This window comes from Oceanobacillus sp. FSL H7-0719, from assembly GCF_045040795.1.
Classification (GTDB): domain Bacteria; phylum Bacillota; class Bacilli; order Bacillales; family Amphibacillaceae; genus Oceanobacillus.
On sequence record NZ_CP150301.1, the window covers coordinates 2,068,760 to 2,088,717 of the forward strand.

The 19,958-nt window shown below is 35.9% G+C and carries 23 protein-coding genes; 4 read left to right on the forward strand and 19 right to left on the reverse strand.

What is annotated here, in order from left to right:
• Nucleotides 1-220: 220 nt before the first annotated feature.
• From ptsP to NST93_RS10855, 6 genes are all read right to left on the reverse strand, one after another.
• Nucleotides 221-1,933, reverse strand: a complete 1,713-nt coding sequence (gene ptsP, locus NST93_RS10830; RefSeq protein ID WP_405096888.1) for a phosphoenolpyruvate--protein phosphotransferase — start codon at nucleotides 1,931-1,933, stop codon at nucleotides 221-223.
• Nucleotides 1,933-2,199, reverse strand: a complete 267-nt coding sequence (locus tag NST93_RS10835) for a phosphocarrier protein HPr (protein WP_405096890.1) — start codon at nucleotides 2,197-2,199, stop codon at nucleotides 1,933-1,935. The genes ptsP and NST93_RS10835 overlap by 1 nt, the downstream gene beginning before the upstream one ends.
• A 557-nt stretch (nucleotides 2,200-2,756) precedes the next feature.
• A complete protein-coding gene (locus NST93_RS10840) occupies nucleotides 2,757-3,659 on the reverse strand; it encodes a glycine betaine ABC transporter substrate-binding protein (RefSeq protein WP_405096892.1) in 903 nt (300 codons plus the stop codon).
• 373 nt (nucleotides 3,660-4,032) lie between these two features.
• Complete coding sequence (locus tag NST93_RS10845; RefSeq protein WP_405096894.1) at nucleotides 4,033-5,163, reverse strand: bifunctional cystathionine gamma-lyase/homocysteine desulfhydrase; 1,131 nt, start codon at nucleotides 5,161-5,163, stop codon at nucleotides 4,033-4,035.
• A gap of 1 nt (nucleotide 5,164) precedes the next feature.
• Complete coding sequence (locus NST93_RS10850; protein ID WP_405096896.1) at nucleotides 5,165-6,088, reverse strand: PLP-dependent cysteine synthase family protein; 924 nt, start codon at nucleotides 6,086-6,088, stop codon at nucleotides 5,165-5,167.
• A 51-nt stretch (nucleotides 6,089-6,139) separates the two neighbouring features.
• Nucleotides 6,140-6,784 carry a class I SAM-dependent DNA methyltransferase gene (locus tag NST93_RS10855; protein WP_405096898.1) on the reverse strand — a complete coding sequence of 215 codons (645 nt, stop codon included), beginning with the start codon at nucleotides 6,782-6,784 and terminating at the stop codon, nucleotides 6,140-6,142.
• Between the two features lie 300 nt (nucleotides 6,785-7,084).
• Between NST93_RS10855 and NST93_RS10860 the strand changes: the two genes are divergently transcribed.
• The 4 genes from NST93_RS10860 to NST93_RS10875 all read left to right on the forward strand — a co-directional run bounded on the left by NST93_RS10860 (nucleotide 7,085) and on the right by NST93_RS10875 (nucleotide 9,950).
• Nucleotides 7,085-7,456, forward strand: coding sequence for a GntR family transcriptional regulator (locus NST93_RS10860; protein ID WP_405096900.1), 372 nt, complete (start codon nucleotides 7,085-7,087; stop codon nucleotides 7,454-7,456).
• Between the two features lie 4 nt (nucleotides 7,457-7,460).
• Entirely contained in the window at nucleotides 7,461-8,345 is an 885-nt protein-coding gene (locus NST93_RS10865) for an ABC transporter ATP-binding protein (protein WP_405096902.1), read from the forward strand.
• A 131-nt stretch (nucleotides 8,346-8,476) separates the two neighbouring features.
• The gene (locus NST93_RS10870) at nucleotides 8,477-9,346 is read left to right on the forward strand and encodes an ABC transporter ATP-binding protein (RefSeq protein ID WP_405103842.1); all 870 of its coding nucleotides are present in this window, start codon (nucleotides 8,477-8,479) and stop codon (nucleotides 9,344-9,346) included.
• Nucleotides 9,339-9,950: an ABC-2 transporter permease gene (locus NST93_RS10875; RefSeq protein ID WP_405096904.1), complete on the forward strand. Its 612-nt coding sequence runs from the start codon at nucleotides 9,339-9,341 to the stop codon at nucleotides 9,948-9,950. Before NST93_RS10870 ends, NST93_RS10875 begins: the two co-directional genes overlap by 8 nt.
• Nucleotides 9,951-10,244: 294 nt before the next feature.
• On the opposite strand, the gene NST93_RS10880 is transcribed toward NST93_RS10875, so the two are convergent.
• The 13 genes from NST93_RS10880 to NST93_RS10940 form a co-directional block, all read right to left on the reverse strand.
• A complete protein-coding gene (locus tag NST93_RS10880; protein WP_405096906.1) occupies nucleotides 10,245-11,048 on the reverse strand; it encodes a CPBP family intramembrane glutamic endopeptidase in 804 nt (267 codons plus the stop codon).
• 207 nt (nucleotides 11,049-11,255) lie between these two features.
• Nucleotides 11,256-11,771, reverse strand: coding sequence for a GrpB family protein (locus NST93_RS10885; protein WP_405096908.1), 516 nt, complete (start codon nucleotides 11,769-11,771; stop codon nucleotides 11,256-11,258).
• 165 nt (nucleotides 11,772-11,936) lie between these two features.
• Nucleotides 11,937-12,482: a GNAT family N-acetyltransferase gene (locus NST93_RS10890; RefSeq protein WP_405096910.1), complete on the reverse strand. Its 546-nt coding sequence runs from the start codon at nucleotides 12,480-12,482 to the stop codon at nucleotides 11,937-11,939.
• Between the two features lie 507 nt (nucleotides 12,483-12,989).
• Nucleotides 12,990-13,385, reverse strand: a complete 396-nt coding sequence (locus NST93_RS10895; RefSeq protein ID WP_405096912.1) for a hypothetical protein — start codon at nucleotides 13,383-13,385, stop codon at nucleotides 12,990-12,992.
• Nucleotides 13,386-13,438: 53 nt separating this feature from the next.
• Complete coding sequence (locus NST93_RS10900) at nucleotides 13,439-13,792, reverse strand: cytoplasmic protein (RefSeq protein WP_405096914.1); 354 nt, start codon at nucleotides 13,790-13,792, stop codon at nucleotides 13,439-13,441.
• Between the two features lie 224 nt (nucleotides 13,793-14,016).
• Nucleotides 14,017-14,448, reverse strand: a complete 432-nt coding sequence (locus tag NST93_RS10905) for a GNAT family N-acetyltransferase (protein ID WP_405096916.1) — start codon at nucleotides 14,446-14,448, stop codon at nucleotides 14,017-14,019.
• 57 nt (nucleotides 14,449-14,505) lie between these two features.
• Nucleotides 14,506-14,907, reverse strand: a complete 402-nt coding sequence (locus NST93_RS10910) for a cytidine deaminase (protein ID WP_405096918.1) — start codon at nucleotides 14,905-14,907, stop codon at nucleotides 14,506-14,508.
• Nucleotides 14,908-15,058: 151 nt separating this feature from the next.
• Nucleotides 15,059-15,598, reverse strand: a complete 540-nt coding sequence (locus NST93_RS10915; RefSeq protein WP_405096920.1) for a GNAT family N-acetyltransferase — start codon at nucleotides 15,596-15,598, stop codon at nucleotides 15,059-15,061.
• 414 nt (nucleotides 15,599-16,012) lie between these two features.
• Nucleotides 16,013-16,801 carry a membrane protein insertase YidC gene (gene yidC, locus NST93_RS10920; protein ID WP_405096922.1) on the reverse strand — a complete coding sequence of 263 codons (789 nt, stop codon included), beginning with the start codon at nucleotides 16,799-16,801 and terminating at the stop codon, nucleotides 16,013-16,015.
• Nucleotides 16,753-17,121 carry a hypothetical protein gene (locus tag NST93_RS10925; RefSeq protein WP_405096924.1) on the reverse strand — a complete coding sequence of 123 codons (369 nt, stop codon included), beginning with the start codon at nucleotides 17,119-17,121 and terminating at the stop codon, nucleotides 16,753-16,755. The genes yidC and NST93_RS10925 overlap by 49 nt, the downstream gene beginning before the upstream one ends.
• Before the next feature lie 77 nt (nucleotides 17,122-17,198).
• A complete protein-coding gene (locus NST93_RS10930; protein WP_405096926.1) occupies nucleotides 17,199-17,651 on the reverse strand; it encodes a hypothetical protein in 453 nt (150 codons plus the stop codon).
• Between the two features lie 130 nt (nucleotides 17,652-17,781).
• The gene (locus NST93_RS10935; RefSeq protein WP_405096928.1) at nucleotides 17,782-18,123 is read right to left on the reverse strand and encodes a DUF3221 domain-containing protein; all 342 of its coding nucleotides are present in this window, start codon (nucleotides 18,121-18,123) and stop codon (nucleotides 17,782-17,784) included.
• A gap of 323 nt (nucleotides 18,124-18,446) precedes the next feature.
• Nucleotides 18,447-19,832, reverse strand: coding sequence for an LLM class flavin-dependent oxidoreductase (locus NST93_RS10940; RefSeq protein WP_405096930.1), 1,386 nt, complete (start codon nucleotides 19,830-19,832; stop codon nucleotides 18,447-18,449).
• Between the last annotated feature and the right edge of the window lie 126 nt (nucleotides 19,833-19,958).

The following is a 19,958-nucleotide window of genomic DNA, read 5'->3' on the forward strand; positions in this document are numbered from 1 at the left end:
ACCAGCCGCCCACGGAAAGCGAAGTGTATTCGGGCTGCAATTTTCCAGAGGAGTATGCTAAGTACTGAATTAAGATAGTCAGAAGTTCACTTAAAACCCGAACGAATTAAGGCATCGTTCGGGTTTTATTAAATTATATTTCTTTTGCCTCAACGTCGTGTTTTTTATATTATTCATCAGCAGATGCAGGGCGACTTCGCTTGGACACTGTGCTGAAGAGTTATTTTACTGCATGATTTACTGCATCAATGACTTCTTGTGTCGTACTCATTCCCAATGCCTTCTCTGCTAATTTCTCCATATCCTTTTTAGACAGATTAACAATCTGTGAACGAGCTTTCAGAATCGAAGTTGCACTCATTGAGAACTCATCAAGACCTAGTCCAAGTAATAGCGGAATTGCAGTTTCATCCCCTGCCATTTCTCCACACATACCAGCCCATTTTCCTTCCTTATGTGCTGCGTCAATCACCATTTTAACAAGACGCAAAATAGCTGGAGAGTATGGTTGGTACAGATAAGAAACACGTTCATTCATACGGTCGGCAGCCATTGTATATTGGATCAAGTCATTTGTTCCAATACTGAAAAAGTCAACTTCTTTTGCAAATTGCTCTGCCATGACAGCTGTAGCAGGTATTTCAACCATGATGCCGACTTCAATATGATCAGCAACCGGTATTCCTTCATTCACAAGTTTTTCCTTTTCTTCTTCGAGTACCTGTTTCGCTTCCCTGAATTCATCTAACGTCGCAATCATCGGGAACATAATTTTTAAGTTGCCAAACACGCTCGCTCGCAATAGCGCACGCAGCTGTGTACGGAATAAATCCTTCTCTTCCAAACATAAACGAATAGCACGGAAACCTAGAAATGGATTCATTTCTTCAGGCAGATCCAAATAAGGCAGTTCCTTATCTCCACCAATATCCAATGTCCGAACGACAACAGCCTTCTCTTTCATTCCTTCAAGGATAGCTTTGTAAGACTCAAACTGCTCTTCTTCTGTTGGCAGCTCATCACGGCCCATGTACAAGAATTCCGTTCGGTATAACCCGACTGCTTCTCCGCCATTTTCAATAACACCTTCAAGATCTTTTGGTGTTCCAATATTGGCACCTAGTTCGACATGATGGCCATCCGCTGAGATTGTTTTCTCATTCACAAGTTTAGCCCATTCTGCTTTTTGAGCTTCATAGCGCTGATGCTCTGTTTCATAATGTGCGATTACCTCAGATGTCGGGTTAATATGCACTTCACCCTTCAATCCATCAATTATAATTAAATCTCCATTCTGAATTTCTGCAGTAGCATCTTTTGTACCAACTACGGCAGGGATTTCCAATGAACGTGCCATAATTGCTGAGTGAGAGGTTCTTCCACCTATATCTGTAGTGAAACCTCTTACAAATTGACGATTCAGCTGCGCAGTATCAGATGGTGTTAAATCCTCCGCAACAATAACTACCTCTTCTGAAATCGTGCTCGGATTTACGATTTCAACTCCAAGTAAATGAGAGAGAATCCGTTTTGTTACATCACGAATATCAGCAGCTCGTTCTTTCATATAGTCATTATCCATCTGCTCAAACATTGCAATAAACATATCAGCTGTTTCCTTCAATGCCTGTTCTGCGTTAACTTGTTCTATTTTAATTTTATCTTCAATCGGATTGATTAGTTCCGGGTCACTTATAATAAGCAAATGTGCCTCAAATATCGCTGCTTTATCTGCACCAAGCTTCACTTTTGCATTATCGCGAATGCTCGCAAGTTCTGTTTCAGTTGTAGCAAGCGCTGCTTTGAATCGCTCCACTTCCGCTGCAATATCCTCGATTGTCTTCTTTTCAAATGAAAAATCCGGTTCAACTAAACGATAAGCTTTAGCAATTGCTATTCCATTTGAGGCTGCTATTCCTTTTAAAAGACTCATTATTCTGCCAACCCTTCTTTATTTAATGTTTCCTCTAAAGCAGTTAATGCTTCCTGTTCATCATTGCCCTCTGAAGTAATTTTTATTTGGGCGCCTTTTCCAATTCCTAAAGCCATTACACCCATGATAGATTTTAAATTCACTGATTTTCCGTTGTATTCGATGTTAACTTCTGAACTAAACTTGCTTGCAGCTTGCACTAAAGCAGTTGCAGGTCGTGCGTGTATTCCTGTTTCATCAATAACTGTAAATGTTTTTTCTACCATTTTTATGAGCTCCTTTATTTTCAATATCCTATTTTTGTTTAAAATATGTGTCCGATATGCATACCTACATGATATTATTCTCTATAATAATTAAAATATAGAGTCACGTACAAATTCTAACTTCAAGAGAAGTCTACTATGTTGTCCGTATTCCGCCAAATAGAGGTTCCTTTTTCATTTACAATTGTTCCCCCTTTAAAGCAATACTTCTTTCTACACTAATGACCTTATTCCCTAACTAAAATAAAAAAACCCAAACCAATTCAAACACGCAAGAATAGCGTGTTCAAATCGAGTTCAGGTTATGCCCAAATTAGGTTACATTCCTTCAAAGGATATTCATTTCATTATTAAAAGTTATTCATTGTGTAAAAAAGTTTTGCTTGAAATTAAGCTTAATTCGTAACAAATGAATGATTACACATAAAGAATACACCATTTTTTCGGCAGTGTCAAAATCCTCCACTCATTCGACATAAACTGCAAAATGAAATGTGACATATGCTGTCAATGCCGTTTGAAAGCAGGCTGATACTTTGGAAAAAGCTCCTAATCCATTATTTTTTTGGCAAATCATCTATACTGTCAATATCCATATATGCCGGTACGACAAACCCCTGTTGTGCCCCTTCCAGACTTGGACCTAAATCAACAATATCATCTTTATATTGCTCCGCATAAGAAGATGCACCCACAGGGAGCCATGCAATGAGCATGCCATCAATTTCGCCGACTGACAGACTCTCAAATGCAATTCCCATATCAAGTGGAGTTAATTCCACCGTGTATCCTAATTCTTCAAGCATTAAAGCAACAACATTTGTTGATGAAAGTTCTGTATCCCAGTTCACATACCCCAGCTCGATGGTTTCATTTTCAACTGGGTCAATGCCTTCTGTCCATACTTCAACTTTATCACGGTTATCTGCAATCCATTCTTCAGCTGCATCCCGTGGTTCAACATCATCACTTTGCCCAAATTTCGACATTACTTCATTCATATCATCGATTTCCCAATAAAAGTTATCGAGAAGCTGGTAAGCGGATGGCTGTTCTTCTTCAAGTCCATGCCTGACCATTGTATGTATATTTTCTGATTCACCCAATGTTCCCTGCGGATCCTCTAGAAACTTTAGATCATATTCACTAAACATCCAGTGCGGCTGCCAAAGCGTAACGACAATTGGTTCTTCATCCTGAAGCGCACCTTGCAATTCAGTCAGCATCGCTGGCTCTGAGCTTGGCAATAGTTCCAGATCCAAGTCATAAGCTTCAACCGTCTCTTCTGCAATATTCATTGTTCCAGAACCTGGTTCAATCCCTACAATTTCTTTAATGTCAGCTGCTGCATTTTTCTCTTCTTCCTCTTTGCTGTCCCCAGACTCCCCCTGACAAGCAGCCAAGACCATAAGAATAGCTATACTAATAAAAATGATGCCTTTCTTCCCTATCGAACTCATAAGCACAGAAAACCCCTTTTTTGATAATTTTTTTCTTATTAAATTAAAACCGCTATGAAGTATATTAAATTAGATGAAATGTTATAGCAAAGTGCTAATAACGTGATTATCTAGCATTTACCGGGATTTAGAGAGTTCAGTGAGAGTATCGTCGATGTTTGTTTAAATTCCTCTTGTTTTCAATCTGTCAGCATCATGGACTTCAATATATACCGATTGAAAATATGCTTCTATTTGCTTCATCTGACAGACGAATCCTCGAAAAGAAAAAAGCAGAAGTTGACCATCAAAAGTGAAAAAATAGCTGTTTTTCTTTCAGAATATGAAGGAAGAAAAACAGCTTTGATATGAATCGCGGGATTTACATCATTATTTATCCGAGCGCTTGTTTGAGGTCTTCTATCAAATCCTGTACATCTTCTAATCCAACGGAAAGGCGAATCAAACCATCTTCAATTCCCAGTTCGATTCTTCGTTCTCTTGGGATAGAAGCATGTGTCATTTTTGCTGGAAGTGAAATGAGGCTTTCTACAGCTCCAAGGCTCTCTGCCAGTGTGAAGTATCTTACTTTATTCAGCACTTCCATCGCTTTTTCTTCATTTTCTACTGTAAAGGACACCATGCCGCCAGAACCACCCGATTGCTTGGCGTGAATGTCATGATGTGGATGATCTGATAAACCTGGATAGTAAACCTTTCCTACTTGCGGATGTTTTACAAGAAATGCAACAATTTCACTTGTATTGCTCTCAATCTCTTCCATTCTGATTCCTAATGTACGGATCCCTCGTATTAACAGCCAGCTATCATGAGGAGCCAGCACACCGCCGGTTGCATTTTGAATAAAATGGACATCCTTGCCGAGCTGTTCATCATCTACTACTACTAAACCTGCCACAAGATCACTATGTCCTCCCAAATATTTTGTTGCACTATGGATGACAATATTTGCTCCCAATGCAATTGGTGATTGCCAGTATGGCGTATTAAAAGTGTTGTCCACAATTAGTTTTAAGTTATGTGCATCGGAAATAGACGCCAATGCTGCAATATCCGTTATTTTAAGCAATGGGTTTGTCGGCGTTTCTATAAAAATTGCTTTTGTTTCTGGACGAATGTTTTCTTTCACTTTATCCAAATTACTTGAATCTACAAAAGTCACATCAATGCTTCGGCTGTTTAGAATCTTAGTCATATAGCGATACGTTCCACCATATACATCATCGGTAATTAAAATATGGTCCCCGCTTTGAAATAAATCCATCACTGCAGCAATCGCTGCCATTCCAGAGGCAAATGCAAAACCGCGCTTTCCCTTTTCCAGATCTGCAATAAGCGTTTCTAAAGCTTCCCGTGTAGGATTTCCTGTCCGTGCATATTCATAGGTAAAATTGCCAACCCCATTTTGTTTAAATGTGCTCGCCTGGTAAATCGGCGGCGACATGGCACCAACATTTTTATCAATACCTGAACCGCCGTGAATTAATTGTGTTTTCTTCCTCATCTCAATCTGCCCCTCCATAAATTCCTGTACTCAGATAACGTTCACTGCTATCAGGAAAAATAGTTACTATATTTGTTCCTGGCTCTGCAAGTTCTGCTTCTTTTAAAGCAGCCTCCAATGCAACACCAGAAGAACTGCCAACAAGTAATCCTTCATATTTTGCTATTTCTGCTAATCTGGCAAATGCCCGTTCATCTGTAATCGTATAAATCGCATCAAACAGACTCTGGTCCATGAAGTCTGGCAGAAATTCCATTCCTATCCCCTCCGTCTTATGTGGACCAGGATCACCGCCATTTAAAATAGATCCCTGCGGTTCCGCGATGATTGTCTTTACCTGCGGGTTCTTTTCTTTTAAATAACGGGCTGTTCCGGTAAATGTCCCGCCAGACCCGGCACCAGCAATAAAGACATCGACTTTGCCATCCAGGTCAGCCATGATTTCAGGCCCAAGTGTGTCATAGTAGGTATTGGGGTTATCTTCATTATGAAATTGATTTGGGATATAAGCTTTCGGACTTTCGCTGGCAAGTTGTTTTGCTTTTTGAATTGCATAGCTCATCCCACGTTCTGTCGGAGTATTGATTACTTCAGCACCTAACGCACGCATGAGTGCTTGTTTCTCTTGACTGAATTTTTCAGGAGTAACAAATACAGCATCTAATTCATAATGAATCGCAGCAAGTGCTAATCCAATCCCCGTATTCCCCGCTGTCGGCTCAATCACTGTATCCCCTTTTTGCAGTTTCCCTTTTTCGATTGCCTTTTGAATGAGATAAAACCCTAACCGGTCCTTGATGCTCCCGCCAATGCTTTGAAATTCGAGCTTTGCAAACAGCCTTACATCCTCCGGTAAATCATATGCAGTAATTTCATACATTGGTGTGTTACCAACCAATTGACTGAGATTCTGTATGATATTCATTTTTCCTGCCACCTGCCTATTCATACTTCCCGCTCTTTCTATTAACAGCCTTTATTTCCCTTTATTCTGTGCGTCCATAATCCATACGAAATCATTGATTTGTTCAAAATTCACTGTAAAGCCGTGTGAATGGAGTATTTCCTTCATTTTAGGAATAGTCGTATAAAACTCTGTCTGCAAATCCTCTGCTAATCGATGATAACCATTATTTTTGGCTTTAAGATATGCTTCTTCTTGTTTTCTCTTATTCTCAAAAATCGTATCCCCAAATATTATTTTTCCCTGTGATGCAAGGATATCTTTGTAGGACTTTATTGCTTGCTCCTTTTCACGGTCAGTTAAATGATGAAATGCATAGCTGCTGACAATTGTATCTGCTTTTTTAGCTTGACTTGGAAAAGATAGAAAACTGCCTTTCATAATTTTCGTGTTTGGAAGTTTTTGTCCGGCAATTCTTCGCATATTTTCAGAAGGCTCAATCCCAACGACTTCTAATCCATTCGCAATAAGCTTTTTCGTTAAATTCCCTGTCCCTACGCCAAATTCAAGAACAAAACCATGCGCACGATCACTTATTTCTTGAAGAATTGTCTCATAACTTTTAAAGACCTCCCGATATTCCAAATCCTCGCCTTGGACCGTGTTATCATAGCTTGCTGCCCAAGCATCAAATAACTCATTAAACTGTTCCCCCATCTTAAACACCCTATTCCTATGAATTTACTTGGTATTAATATATTAACAAAGTATAGCAATTGTTACAATTTATTTTATTATTAAAAACTCAATTGCCTTTTGTGCCAAGGATTTATGTTTAAATACATTCTATTGTCATCAAAAAAGCTTCTGCTTTCTTTAGGAATCGCATCAGCGGCTGTACAGTACAATGACAGTTCGAATATCAGTTTAACCATGCTTGAATTATGTATCCAATCATGATTAACTAGTGTATATAGTGATTATGTATTATATATATAGTGAAAAGGAGGTTCCTGCATGCAAATCATGATATCAAATAGTTCAAAGGAACCCATCTATGAACAGATTTCGAAACAAATCCAATCTAAAATATTGTCAGGGGAACTGACGGAAGGTACTGCTTTACCTTCTATAAGGCAATTGGCCAAAGATTTAAGAATCAGTGTAATTACAACGAAACGGGCATATGAAGAATTAGAGAAGGCAGGGTTCATCTACTTGATTGTAGGCAAAGGTTCATATGTTGCCGAGCAAAATTTAGATGTAATTCGAGAGAAAAAACTCAGAGTAATTGAAGAACAATTAAGTGCAGTTATCTCCAACAGTAAGGAAATTGGATTACCATATGATGATTTACAAGATTTATTAAAGCTGCTGTACGAGGAGTGATTATTTGGAAAATGTGATTGAAATTCGTGGTATTTCTAAAGAGTTTAAGGAATTCTCCTTTGACAGGATAGATTTACAGATAAAGCAAGGCTACACGACTGGACTTATTGGAGCAAACGGATCTGGTAAGACAACATTGATTAAGCTAATGATGAATCTTCTGCAGCCAGATAAAGGGGATATAAGCATATTCGGACTGGACTATGCCACCCATGAAAAAGCAATAAAGGACCGGATCGGTTTTGTATACGACAGTAACATATTTTATGAATCCCTGAATTTAAAAGACATCAGTAAAATTATAGCCCCTTCTTATAAACATTGGGATAGTAAGCAGTTTAAAGCTTATGTTGACCAATTTGAACTGCCATTAAAAAAACCAATCAAACATTTTTCTAAAGGAATGCAAATGAAAGCTTCCATCGCCATGGCTTTATCTCATCATGCTGAATTCATTATAATGGATGAGCCAACAGCAGGATTAGACCCGACATTCCGAAGAGATTTATTAGATATCTTTCAAGATGTAATGGTCAATGAGAATAGAAGTATTCTCTTTTCAACACATACTACAAGTGATTTAGAACGTTTTGCCGATTATATTATATTAATTGATCAGGGTGAAATTTTATTACATAAACGCATGGATGAGTTGCAGGAAAAGTATGCCCTTGTGAAAGGAAACAGCGACTTGCTTGATCGGGATACCGAAGCACATTTCATTAACATCGAACGAACACAAGGCGGATTTCAAGCTTTAACCATAGATAAAAAACAAGTACATCAAACTTTTGGCGATTATATTGTAACGGAAAGAGCTTCTCTAGACGATATTATGTTCCATATGAAAGCTGCCCATAGACAGCAAAGAAACGAAACGAGATCTTAATGAGAAATTAAGGTCTTTTTTTATTTTAAAATAAAAAATAAAACTCCCCATTGTATACATCGTTTATATAGTATATACTGTTTATAGATTATATATACACTTTTAAAAAGTATAATAGGGGAGTGAGAACAATAGAAAATGTAGTAGAATTTAAGAATATAAGTAAACATTTTAAAGATTTTTCCTTAAAAAATATGAATTTGCAAATTAAACAAGGTCTGGTTACAGGTTTTGTCGGGGCAAATGGTGCGGGAAAATCCACTACAATGAAGTTAATGATGAATCTTTTACAAGCGGATGAGGGAGAAATAAAGGTATTTGGAAAGTATTATGCGAATAATGAGAAAGAAATTAAGGAGCGAATCGGCTTTGTTTATGATAGTAACGTCTTTTATGAGAACTTAAATCTGAAAGATATTCGTAAAATCATTGCACCTGCCTATAAGAATTGGAGTGACAAACAATTCTATAATTATATTAAGATGTTTGAACTGCCATTAAATAAGGCGGTTAAAACTTTTTCTAAAGGGATGCAGATGAAAACATCTTTAGCATTGGCTCTATCTCATGATGCAGAATTCATTATGATGGACGAACCGACAGCTGGTTTAGATCCTGTATTCCGGAGAGAGCTGCTGGATATCTTAAAGGAGCTGATGTCTGACGCGACACGAACACTTTTCTTCTCCACCCATATTACCAGTGATTTAGAGCGGATTGCAGACAATATTACTTTCATTCAGGGTGGTAAAATTCTTTTTAATGAATCAATAAAAGAAGTGCAAGAGCGTTATGCGTTAGTTAAAGGAAATTCCAATATACTCAATCAGACAATAGAAAACAGTCTTATAAATCTGGAACATGCTTCAAATGAGTTCCAGGCATTAACAGATAATGCAGAAGAAGTAAGAAGAACCTTAGGAGATCAAGTGGTTATCGAGAAAGCAACATTGGAAGATATTATGTTTTATGCGAAAGGAGCTCGTAAGCAGAATGTTTAACTTGATAAGAAAAGATTTAGTTATCCAAAAGTCACAAATATTACTCTTTATTCCGTTCGTTATGTTCTTCGCCATTTTTGGTGATCATATGAGTCCTTTTTTTATTTTCCTGATTGCCAGTTTGTATATACCTTTGAATGGATATATATATGATGAACAAGTGGAATCCAATATCCTTCTGAATTCCTTGCCATATACGAGAAAAGAGATTGTGGCCGCAAAATATATCGGTTCCGTTGTTTATATGATTCTATCAATCGTTGTAGCTGGTATTATTCTGTATCTATTTAATTTTGACTTTCTATTTCGGGATATAGCGGTTGCTGCAGGATTATTTTTCTTCTTTGCTGCTTTGACCTTCCCGTTATTTTACATATTAAAACCAGGTAATATAGGTGCATTTATAATGATTGGGTTAATCGTGTCTGCAGCCTTGCTGCCACCGGTTATCCGATTCCTGGGAGAACATCTCACAGCTATTACCGAATTCATTACAAGCTTGTCGACAACTGTCCTTTATCTAAGCGGTGCTGTTATCTCAATAAGCCTTTTTCTCGTTTCCTGGTTAGTCAGTCAACTAATTTATCAGCGTAAAGTATTTTAATCGGGACAGTCGGACAGGTTCTTCTGATTCTTCATCTCAGGCGAGGGAGTTGTGCCTTCGTCTGGGGAGAGGAGTGCGTTTTAATAATTTAACCGAACGAATAAAGCGGTGAAACGAACAATTACCCAAAATGATTATAAAACCACCATACAATAAGAAACATGCTCACCAAGAATCTATCCTGCTTATCTAAACCTGTTTCTTGTTCATATATCATTATTTACCCATATCCCCCCCTATATCAGGGGAATATTAAAGTTTAGCAAATCCTTTTTGGCTGTTGCCGTATGATCATCATTTTTCATTGAAACTTTTGTATAGAATCTCCTTTGGATTTAGAACAATTAATATTATTGCGACAACAAAATAAAATAGCATAACATATACTAAAATATCCATTAAATCTCCCTTAACTATTATAAGAGAAAAATTAAATAATTGATGAATAACAATCGGTATCACTAGGTTCTTATTCAGATTGTAGAAAAACGTTACAATAATCGAAAAAGCTAATATTCCTATCATAAAGAGCACAATATACTTGATTAAATTCATACCTGTATAACCCGAGGCTAACCATAGCGGAGTATGCCAAAACCCCCATAAAACACCTACTAATACGGCTGATTTCAAAGGAGAGCATTTCTTTTGAAGCTCATTTAGTGCATATCCTCTCCAACCCAACTCCTCGCCCAGAGGTCCTCTTACTAAATTATCTAAAAATGCAAACAACAATGTTCCAAGACTTGTAAATGATAATGCCAGTTCGTGAGTATCGGTTGTAATCGATAGCAATAATATAGTCACCGAGATGATTATAACCTGAATAATCACTACGGTGCAGAGAACAGAAAACCTAAGTCTTGGAGCAAACTGCTCCTTTATAAAATCCATTAACCTTAATCCTGGATATATTCTTCTAAATAAGATAATAAATGCAAATGTTGAAGACCACGCAGCAATGATTTGTAAAATATTTGTTACGCTCTCTGGTGCTCCTAACAATATACTTATACCGATAACCATAAAAATCACAAAAAATATTGCATATGTTAAGACAATAAAACTTATCAATGGACTTTTTATTACTTGCTTCATTTTAATAATCCCCCCTTTTCACCAATGGTTAAATTATATTACTACAAGCTACATAACCATTCAGTCTAGGGGATGAAACTCAAACATACTAAGGGCTGAAAATCTAAATATCCTATTCCTTTAATACAATAACTTTTACGTAAAATAGCGTTAATCCTTCTTTGATTAACGAGTATTACTTTAAATACATATTTTCACAAGAATATGCTATTTTCTATTTCCCGAGGACCAGCGAAGTGCTTTTTGTTCCATCTCATCTACGAACTTCCTTTTTGCAGGACTGTATCCACTTGTAGTTTCGTAACGTTTAGTCAACTCCTCTTTGAAGCGACTGTACTTAGCTACTTCTTTGGGATGAGACCTCAGATAATCTCGAAAAGTTAAATGCCGTTCAATTTCAGGGTTATCAGATTGATAAAAATGAATATGATGAGTTCTGTTATCCCCACCCTTTCGAAATAATCTTCTACCTGAAATACCCCATTCACCAGCAACATCATACCCAAGAGTCCCCATTTGGTTATTGAATAAATCAATCTTATCTATGTTTTTAACGATACAGATCATGTCGATTACAGGTTTTGCCTTCATCCCCTTAACTGATGTACTCCCAAAATGCTCACATTTGATTATCAAGTCTCCAAATATAGTTTTGAGAAAATCCGCCTCTGCCCTAAACATTCGAGGCCAATCCTCAGTATAGTCTGTTAGTCGAACTTTCATGATATTGTAATCACCCTTTATTATTTATTTTTCAACAAAACTGCTCCATTACTTCAGCAACTGTCATCTCAATACTAACCTAATATTCAAAAAGTGGAATCGGATATTATGAACGAAAAAGACGATCAATTATGATCGTCCTCTTTGGCTCTTGCACACAATAGTTTAAGTAATAGGTTTTAATGCTTCCCATTCTTCTCTTAAAATCCCCATACGGATTGAGTCATAATAGTTATTTTCGTAAAAGCGTACTTTTCTAATACGAGCCTCTATTTGCATACCTAACTTTCCCCCAACTCGAATCATCCTTTCATTTCCAGACCAAGTGGTTAATCCCACTCTTACAAGTGGTAAGGAATTAAAGATATGGTTTAACCAAAGTTTCAGAGAACGAGTTCCAATTCCCTTATTCCAATTATGACCTTCGTGAATAACAATTCCTAATTCTAACCAATTGGATTGTTCATCTTCAAAATAATAAGAGACAATGCCACACACTATTTCATTGACTGTAATAACCCAAAAATCCTCCTGACCAACAAAAGTTGATGAATTTTCCATAAACTTTTCAAATGGTTTAGATTTATGCGGGAAATAAGGTGCATCCCATTTTTTCCATTCTGGTGTATCTTCTTTATAAATTAATTCCCATAGTTTTGGTAAGTCTTTCTCCTCAACCGGACGAATTGCTAATTCTTTATCTTTATACATACAAATCCTCTTTTCATATTTTTTTATTCACTAAATTGAAAAGAAGATTAAACCAATCTACTTTTCAATCACCTTGGTTACTTTTGCGTTTTTCATATTTTTCACACCCTTCTATGTATTGGATTTATTATATCATTAACCCAGTTTGTATTTATGTATATTTACTAACCTGCCCAATCGTATTTTAAGGTTAACCAGGAATTACTGTTGACCTTATTTAGCTTAAGTACAGTTTTTTCACAAACACTGTATGTCAATTTCAATTTAAATATTCCCGTATATACTTACATAACTGGTCCCATTCTTCAGGCTCGTCTTTATAAGTAGGTTCGTATTGAACTTTTTCTATTAGAAACTCAGGAGCCTTGGTCTGTTTCCTTTTCCAATTATTATTTTCATCAAACAAGTTAATAGTTTTTACTGGATCCAAACCATTTTCTTTCTCGAAAAATAGCCATTTAATACAATCAGTTAGTATTACTTTGTCGTTTACCTCTAGATGCGTTTTTATTTGACCTTCAAACTTTTTTTATCTTTATTATAAACAGGATCTATACAAGGTGATTTTACTTCTACGACAGCAAGATAATCAATTTTATCATTGCTTATATTCGCATAGTTCCAATGACGTGCTACTAATAAGTCCGGGGGTGAAGTCTTCTCTTTCCTATAACTACGAGTATCATGTATTTTACTATTTTTGTTATCATATTGTGTCGAAATGTCAATAATAGATATGTCTTTTTCATTAATAAACAACCTATCTAAAAGTGGAGTAACAACACGATTTTGAATGGTAATCTCTCTCCAATCAATTTCTAGATAATTATCAACCAACTTTTTGTAGTAACTATATGAGAAGGTTCCATCCTGAACAATACTTTCTACCCAATTTTCACTCAAATTTTTACACTCCCTTTACGATTCACCCATTAATTTAAGATATAAAATTCATCTTATTGATTCACCGCTGTCTTCAATTCTTCGTTCCGTACTTTTAATAAGTAGTTATTTATTACATGATCTCTACCGCCATATTGTAAATACCATTCTTGAACTCTTTTCACGTGCGCTTCGTCACTTCTTACGTTACTTTCAATTTTAACGTAATCTTCATAACTGTCATATTCCCAAATAGCGAATCTTTCAGTAGTATCCTCACTATTTGGAATCATCCATCTTCCAATCAATCTTGCACCATGTTTTAGTTGGTTAGGTAGGTTGCTTTCATTAAAGTGATTATTGAAAACATCAACAAAGTCGTTCTTTACAATATAAAATTTTCTTCTATAAACAAGTTTATTACCCATCCTTTTTTTAACTGTTTATCTAATGTAGTCGACTAAATTACTAACTAAACTGTCCTATAGTAAAAAAAGACCGCCGTATTGACGATCTCCTTATTATGTTAAAGCACTAGTTTGTTTAAGTGTGTTATTTCAGCATATCATTTAGAGTTTTACTTGGAAAATAGTGCCCGCTGAAAATCTCTTAATTATATTTTCATATAATAATCAAACACTTCTAACGGCACTTAACACTTTTCCCATTCCATTAAAAATTCTTCCTCTGAAGTTTGTTCATCTAATGTTTCTTCTTTTATTGCAAAGCCATTTTTCAAATAGAAATCAACGGCTTTTTGATTTCCTTTGTACACTTTTAATTGTATATTTTCCCTTTGTCTTTTTATAAAATCCAACAATTCCTTTCCATATCCCCCACCTTGATGCTTAACATCAATAAATAATGCGGCCAAATAATTATCCATCATCGATACGAAGCCGACAACATCTTTTTCATTGCTTACTACATAGGTTTCAGACATTGGGATATACTTTTCTGCCATCTCCGCCTTCTTTGATTTCCAATAGTTCCCATCAATAAAGTCGTGTGCTATTAATGAACCTTCATACCATATTTCTATTAATTTATTGATTTCTGTATTCTTGTTTGATCTAATTTTCATCTTATCCCCCCGATAAATGTTAGTCGGCTAAAGCACAAGTTAGTAGAATATTTAAATTTACCCTTCATAGGCTTTATACCAATGATGTGGTTGTATTTCTTTTAAAGTTTTATAATTTAGTTTACCGTTTGGATTAGTTACAGCCGCTTTTACATTTTCTCCCCAGTAAAAAAGCCTTTCTTGACATATACCGCAGGGGGTCAAAACTGTAAATTCAGCATTTTCGTCTTCCCTTACAACACAAACTGTGTGCGTGACCTCAGTATTAAGTTTATGTGCTTCAAGAATCGCACCTGTTTCAATACATAATTCAGTTGAAGCATTGATAACGTCTGGTGATACACTTGTTAAGATTTGACCGTCTTCAGTATACATTGCTGCGGCACCACCCCAACCAGAAGGATATCTTTTTTCTATCAAATCTATTGCTGCTTGATAAAGTTTTTGTTCAATGTTCATTATCTTATCCCCTCAAATCTTTTCCCTAATAACACCTTGACGGAATCCAGCTGCTTTCACTAACCTGGCCCGTAGTACAATAAGAAAAACAGCTGCGATTCTTATTATATTTTCAACTCCTGCATCTGTTAACGAAATAAGATCATATCTCCTATATCATTTCTTTCCCCATTATTATTTGCAGATTATCGTCTGCAATAACTGGAACATCTTTTTTAATCATTTGCCAACCTTTTTTTCGATATAAATTAATTGCTGGCTTATTTTCAATACCTGTTGTTAGTACAGTAGTTTTGTGTTTGTTTTTCTTTAATAAAACATCGTGTAATTTACCTGCAACTCCAAGTCTTCTATTAGATGGGCTTACCACTAATTCAACGAATTCAAAACAGTCACTTAACCAAGTCTCAATTTCTATTTCAGATAATTGTTTAGCAATTTTTCGTCTATAAAATTGTTCTGGTAAACTTGTATATCCATATGAAAAACCCACAATACTCCCTCTGTCATCTATTGCTTTAAAACCTTTAAAACCTGTATAAGCAGAGTGTTTATGTATGTTTTTTATAGCATCCTCTTTATCCTCAAGAGAATAGTCCCTGCCTAAAAACGTAATGCAGTATAATTCTCCAATTTCTTTAATGTCAGAGTCATCACTGTAAAACGGAATAATTTCTATATACTTATCCATCCATATAACCTCCAAATTTAAAATCTGCATTAGCGCTTCCTCAACTCTCCTGCCTCTACACTTCCACAGATAGGTTCATGAAATCGTGAAAGATCCAATTTTATTTTACAGTTGCTTGCTTAAACTCCCAATCACCATTATAGGCATTGGAAAGTTGATTAAAAGTTGATTTCAAGAATTTAATAGTTAAATCTTGCTTAACAGATCTCGTCTGCATACCATAGATTTCCTTTTTGATTGTTTTACAGTGAGTAAATTTAAGCTCCATATTGACTATCTAATTGTTAGACTAAAGCACTCTATAATCGAAAAATAACCCTTTATCAAAAATTATTCAATTTCGAAACAAATCCCCAATCATTTTTTAAATAGGATTAGGGATTATACTGCGTTATGATTCTATCAATTTATAAACTATCTTTTATGCACGTATTTTTTTATAATAAGTGTCTGTACAATCAGAAATAATCCACCAACAGTCCAATACATAGGAAGTACTGCTGGTACATTCAGGGAGATAATCCCAATCATAATCGGAGATATTAAACTCATTAGGGCCATTTGTTTACGTTGTGTCTTTTCCAAGCCAATTAAACCCACTCTTGCTTGGATATAGTACATAATTACAGTTAAGGTAATTAATAAAATATCGGTTTCACCTAAATGAAACCAAAGAAATGATTGTTCCGCTATTTCTGGCGTTCGCATAATAGCATAATAAAATCCGATGAGAATAGGCGTCTGAATAATCAGTGGCAAACATCCCGCAGCCATTTTCACAGGATTAAAATCGTGTTTTTTATAAAGATCACTCAGTTCTATTTGCATACTTAACTGATCTTCTCTGCTCTTCTTCCCATTATATTTCTCTTGGATTAAATCCATCTCCGGCTTAATTATTGCCATTTTACCTTGCGATTCCTTACTATTCTTTGATTGTCGAATGAAAAAAGGCAGTAACACAAAGCGAATGCTTATTGTAATTAGAACAATAGCAACCCCATAACTACCCTGAAACCCAAAGGCGACTTTTTTAATTAAAAGAGAGAAAGGATATACAAAATAGTGAGCAAAAAAGCCTGTCGATGAGCTATCAATAGGTGTGATATTATCCCCGCATCCTCCAAGTACAAACAAAGATAATAGTACTAAAATTAAAAGACGATATTTTTTAAAGGTTGTGAGTAAGATGTTTCCTTCCATAATTGTCCTCCTCTTATTTTAAACTCATTTTTAAAATAAGAGGGGGAATTGTCTTCTTTATCATCTTTTTCGTTTATTCTCTTAAATGTTATGATAAGCCAAATTGCAAAGGATTCATTAATGATTATTGGTTTTCTCATATGGCTAAGATTGCTCTTAGTATTTTCCTGTTTATGACCATAAAAGTAATCACTTATGACGGAATGATTATTATGGATATTAATGAAATACATAATACCAAATGAGACCAAGATTATCCCAAAATATAAATAAAACAAAGTAGAATCAATAAAAGCATTATTCAGCAATTCCAAAAACATGCTTACTCACCTCCTTAAATTTAAGATATATATAAATAAATTATTCTTAGAAGTCACGTATATATTTCTTATAATGTTTAGCTGTCTCCGTCCTCTACTTTTCTTTCGATAAATTCCATTGGAGAATTTTTATCAAATTTAAAGGGAAGGTCTTCATAATGACTTACTTTATCCAGATCTTTCATTTCAAAATCAACCCCGCTAATTTCCACTGCATACTCGCTATAGTCATTATCACTTTCACTAAGTTCAAAACGTAGATTTAAACTTTCATTTTCATTTTCATAATGAAGAACAAGTACATTGTCATTTAACTCATATGTACCCTCTCCGTAAATGGGGTTACTGAATACATTTCCTTCTGAAAAATTCAATGTCACAATGGGAGAGAATCTGTCAGAATCCTCTATTTGCATTTCAGGCGAATGAGTCGCTATTTCAAAGGTCCTCCCAGATAATTCGTCATTAGCGTTACAAGCTGAGAGTAAAAGTCCAAATAGGAGAAGTAGAGAAATGAACCGTTTCCTCATCATGCATACCCCTTTTCATTCTTCAATTAAAGGCGGAAAGCTTCTTATCTGTATAACGATTATACCCACAAAAGGTTTCACTTTTTTCTGAAGTTATTGTATATTTTATCGTTTTCCTAATTAATAGCTTTTACTTTCTCTCTGCTTTAAGTACGTTTACTTTTGCAGGGTGTGATTCCAAAACTTCACCGAACCAAATTTTCACTTTTTGACCGTCTTTATACGGAGATAAAGAAAATGGAACGCTATCTAATCTATAAATTCCTTCATAGTTCCGAATGAATTCTTGATTTGATTGCTCCTTAGCAGTTTTAATATCAAAGTCTTCATCCGTAATCAAATATAATACTCCTTCTTTATTTAAAATGTGTCCTTCTACTGACATACCCTCTTCCGCTCCAATTTTATTAACCAAATCAGCCAGAATAATAATTGCACATAGTATCAAGAAAAGCAGCATTAATCTTTTCATAATTTCTCCCTTTATTTCACTCCCTATATTTTGAAATTCAATTCATTCCGTCATTTCCTTCTTGAACGACCTGTCCTGTTACAATAATATATTCAACAAAAAGAACGTTAACCCTTCTTGGATTAACGTACATGAATAGTTTTTAATTACATTTAATAACTTTTTTCCATTAGCAGCTTGTAACTATTGAACACTATTTTATAGCAACAGATTCAAGCTGAAGGTTTCTATTGTATGTGAATACAAAAATAAAAGTGAATTCCCAGCAGACACCCTGCTGAAAATCCACTTTCATTATCTATGATACATGAACTCCCTCAGCTTTAAGAAACAGGAGAACCCTCCCCGCTTTTCACTTTCTTTGCCGGGTGATGCGCTGGCAGGTAATCTCCTTTGGCATAGAGATTATCTCGAAGGGTTACGCCTGTATATTCCTTAGGAACACGCCCTCTTTCTTGAAGCACTGGAACAACATACTCAACAAAATCCTCAAATGTTCCGGGGGTAATTGCATAAGCAATATTAAAACCATCAACCCCGGCCACATCTACCCACTTTTCCATTTCATCTGCTATTTGTTCTGGCGTGCCGACAATTGCTCTGCCAATCCCGCCAATTCCAATTGCCTGTATGACATCCTCAACAGTTGAAGGACGATCATCATGAATTTTTGTGAAGTTTTCCAATGCAGACCGGATTGCATCATTTTCGATAAATTGGATTTCCTGATCTTTCGTGTAACCGGACAAATCGATGCCAGTCCAGCCACCAAATAATGCAAGTGCCCCTTCCGTACTGATATATTGCTGGTAATCCGCGAATTTCGCTTTTGCTTCTTCCTCCGTTTTACCGACAATTGGAATTAACATACTAATGATTTTTACTTCTTCTTTCTTTCTGCCAGCATTTTCAACTTCTGTTCTTAACTTCGTGACGGTCTTTTTTGCCAAAGTAATATTTGGTGCTCCAATGAATACAAGTTCCGCATTGTTTGCAGCAAATACACGTCCTTTTGGTGATGCCCCGGCTTGATAAAGCACTGGTGTACGTTGTGGTGAAGGTTCACTTAAATGTGCGCCAGGTACTTTGAAGTATTTTCCTTCATGGTTAATATTATGAACTTTATTTGGGTCTGAATAGATTCCATGTTTTTTATCCGCCCTTACAGCATCATCTTCCCAGCTTGCTTCCCAGAGTTTATAGCATACTTCCAAATATTCATCCGCAATCTCATAACGTTCATCATGCTTAATTTGACCCTCGAGGCCCATATTAATGGCAGCACTTTTCAAATAGGAGGTAACAATGTTCCAGCCAACACGCCCATTTGTTAAATGATCTAATGTACTCATTTTCCGAGCGAATGTATAAGGATGCTCATGGGTCACCGATGAAGTTACGCCAAACCCTAAATGTTTTGTAACTGCGGACATCAGTGGAACGATTAAAAATGGATCATTAACTGGTGATTGAATACCATGGCGCACTGCCGCATCTCTTGACCCCTCATACACATCATAGGTTCCTAGTACATCAGCGATAAAAATTGCATCAAATCTTCCTTTTTCCAATGTTTTTGCAAGGTTTACCCAATATTCACTGTCTTTATAACGATGCGACTGGTCATCAGGATGCTGCCAAAGTCCAGGTGCCTGATGACCAGGCGTGTTCATATCAAATGCATTTAAATAAATTCTTCTTTTCGTCATTGCTCTATCCCTCCAATTTAATAATGATTAACTAACTCAACTATTTACACCGCCAGCCTTACGGGAATTCCTCTCTTTATCCGAGAAACTAGTTTGTATGGGCGATGACAAGGCTTCTATTAGACT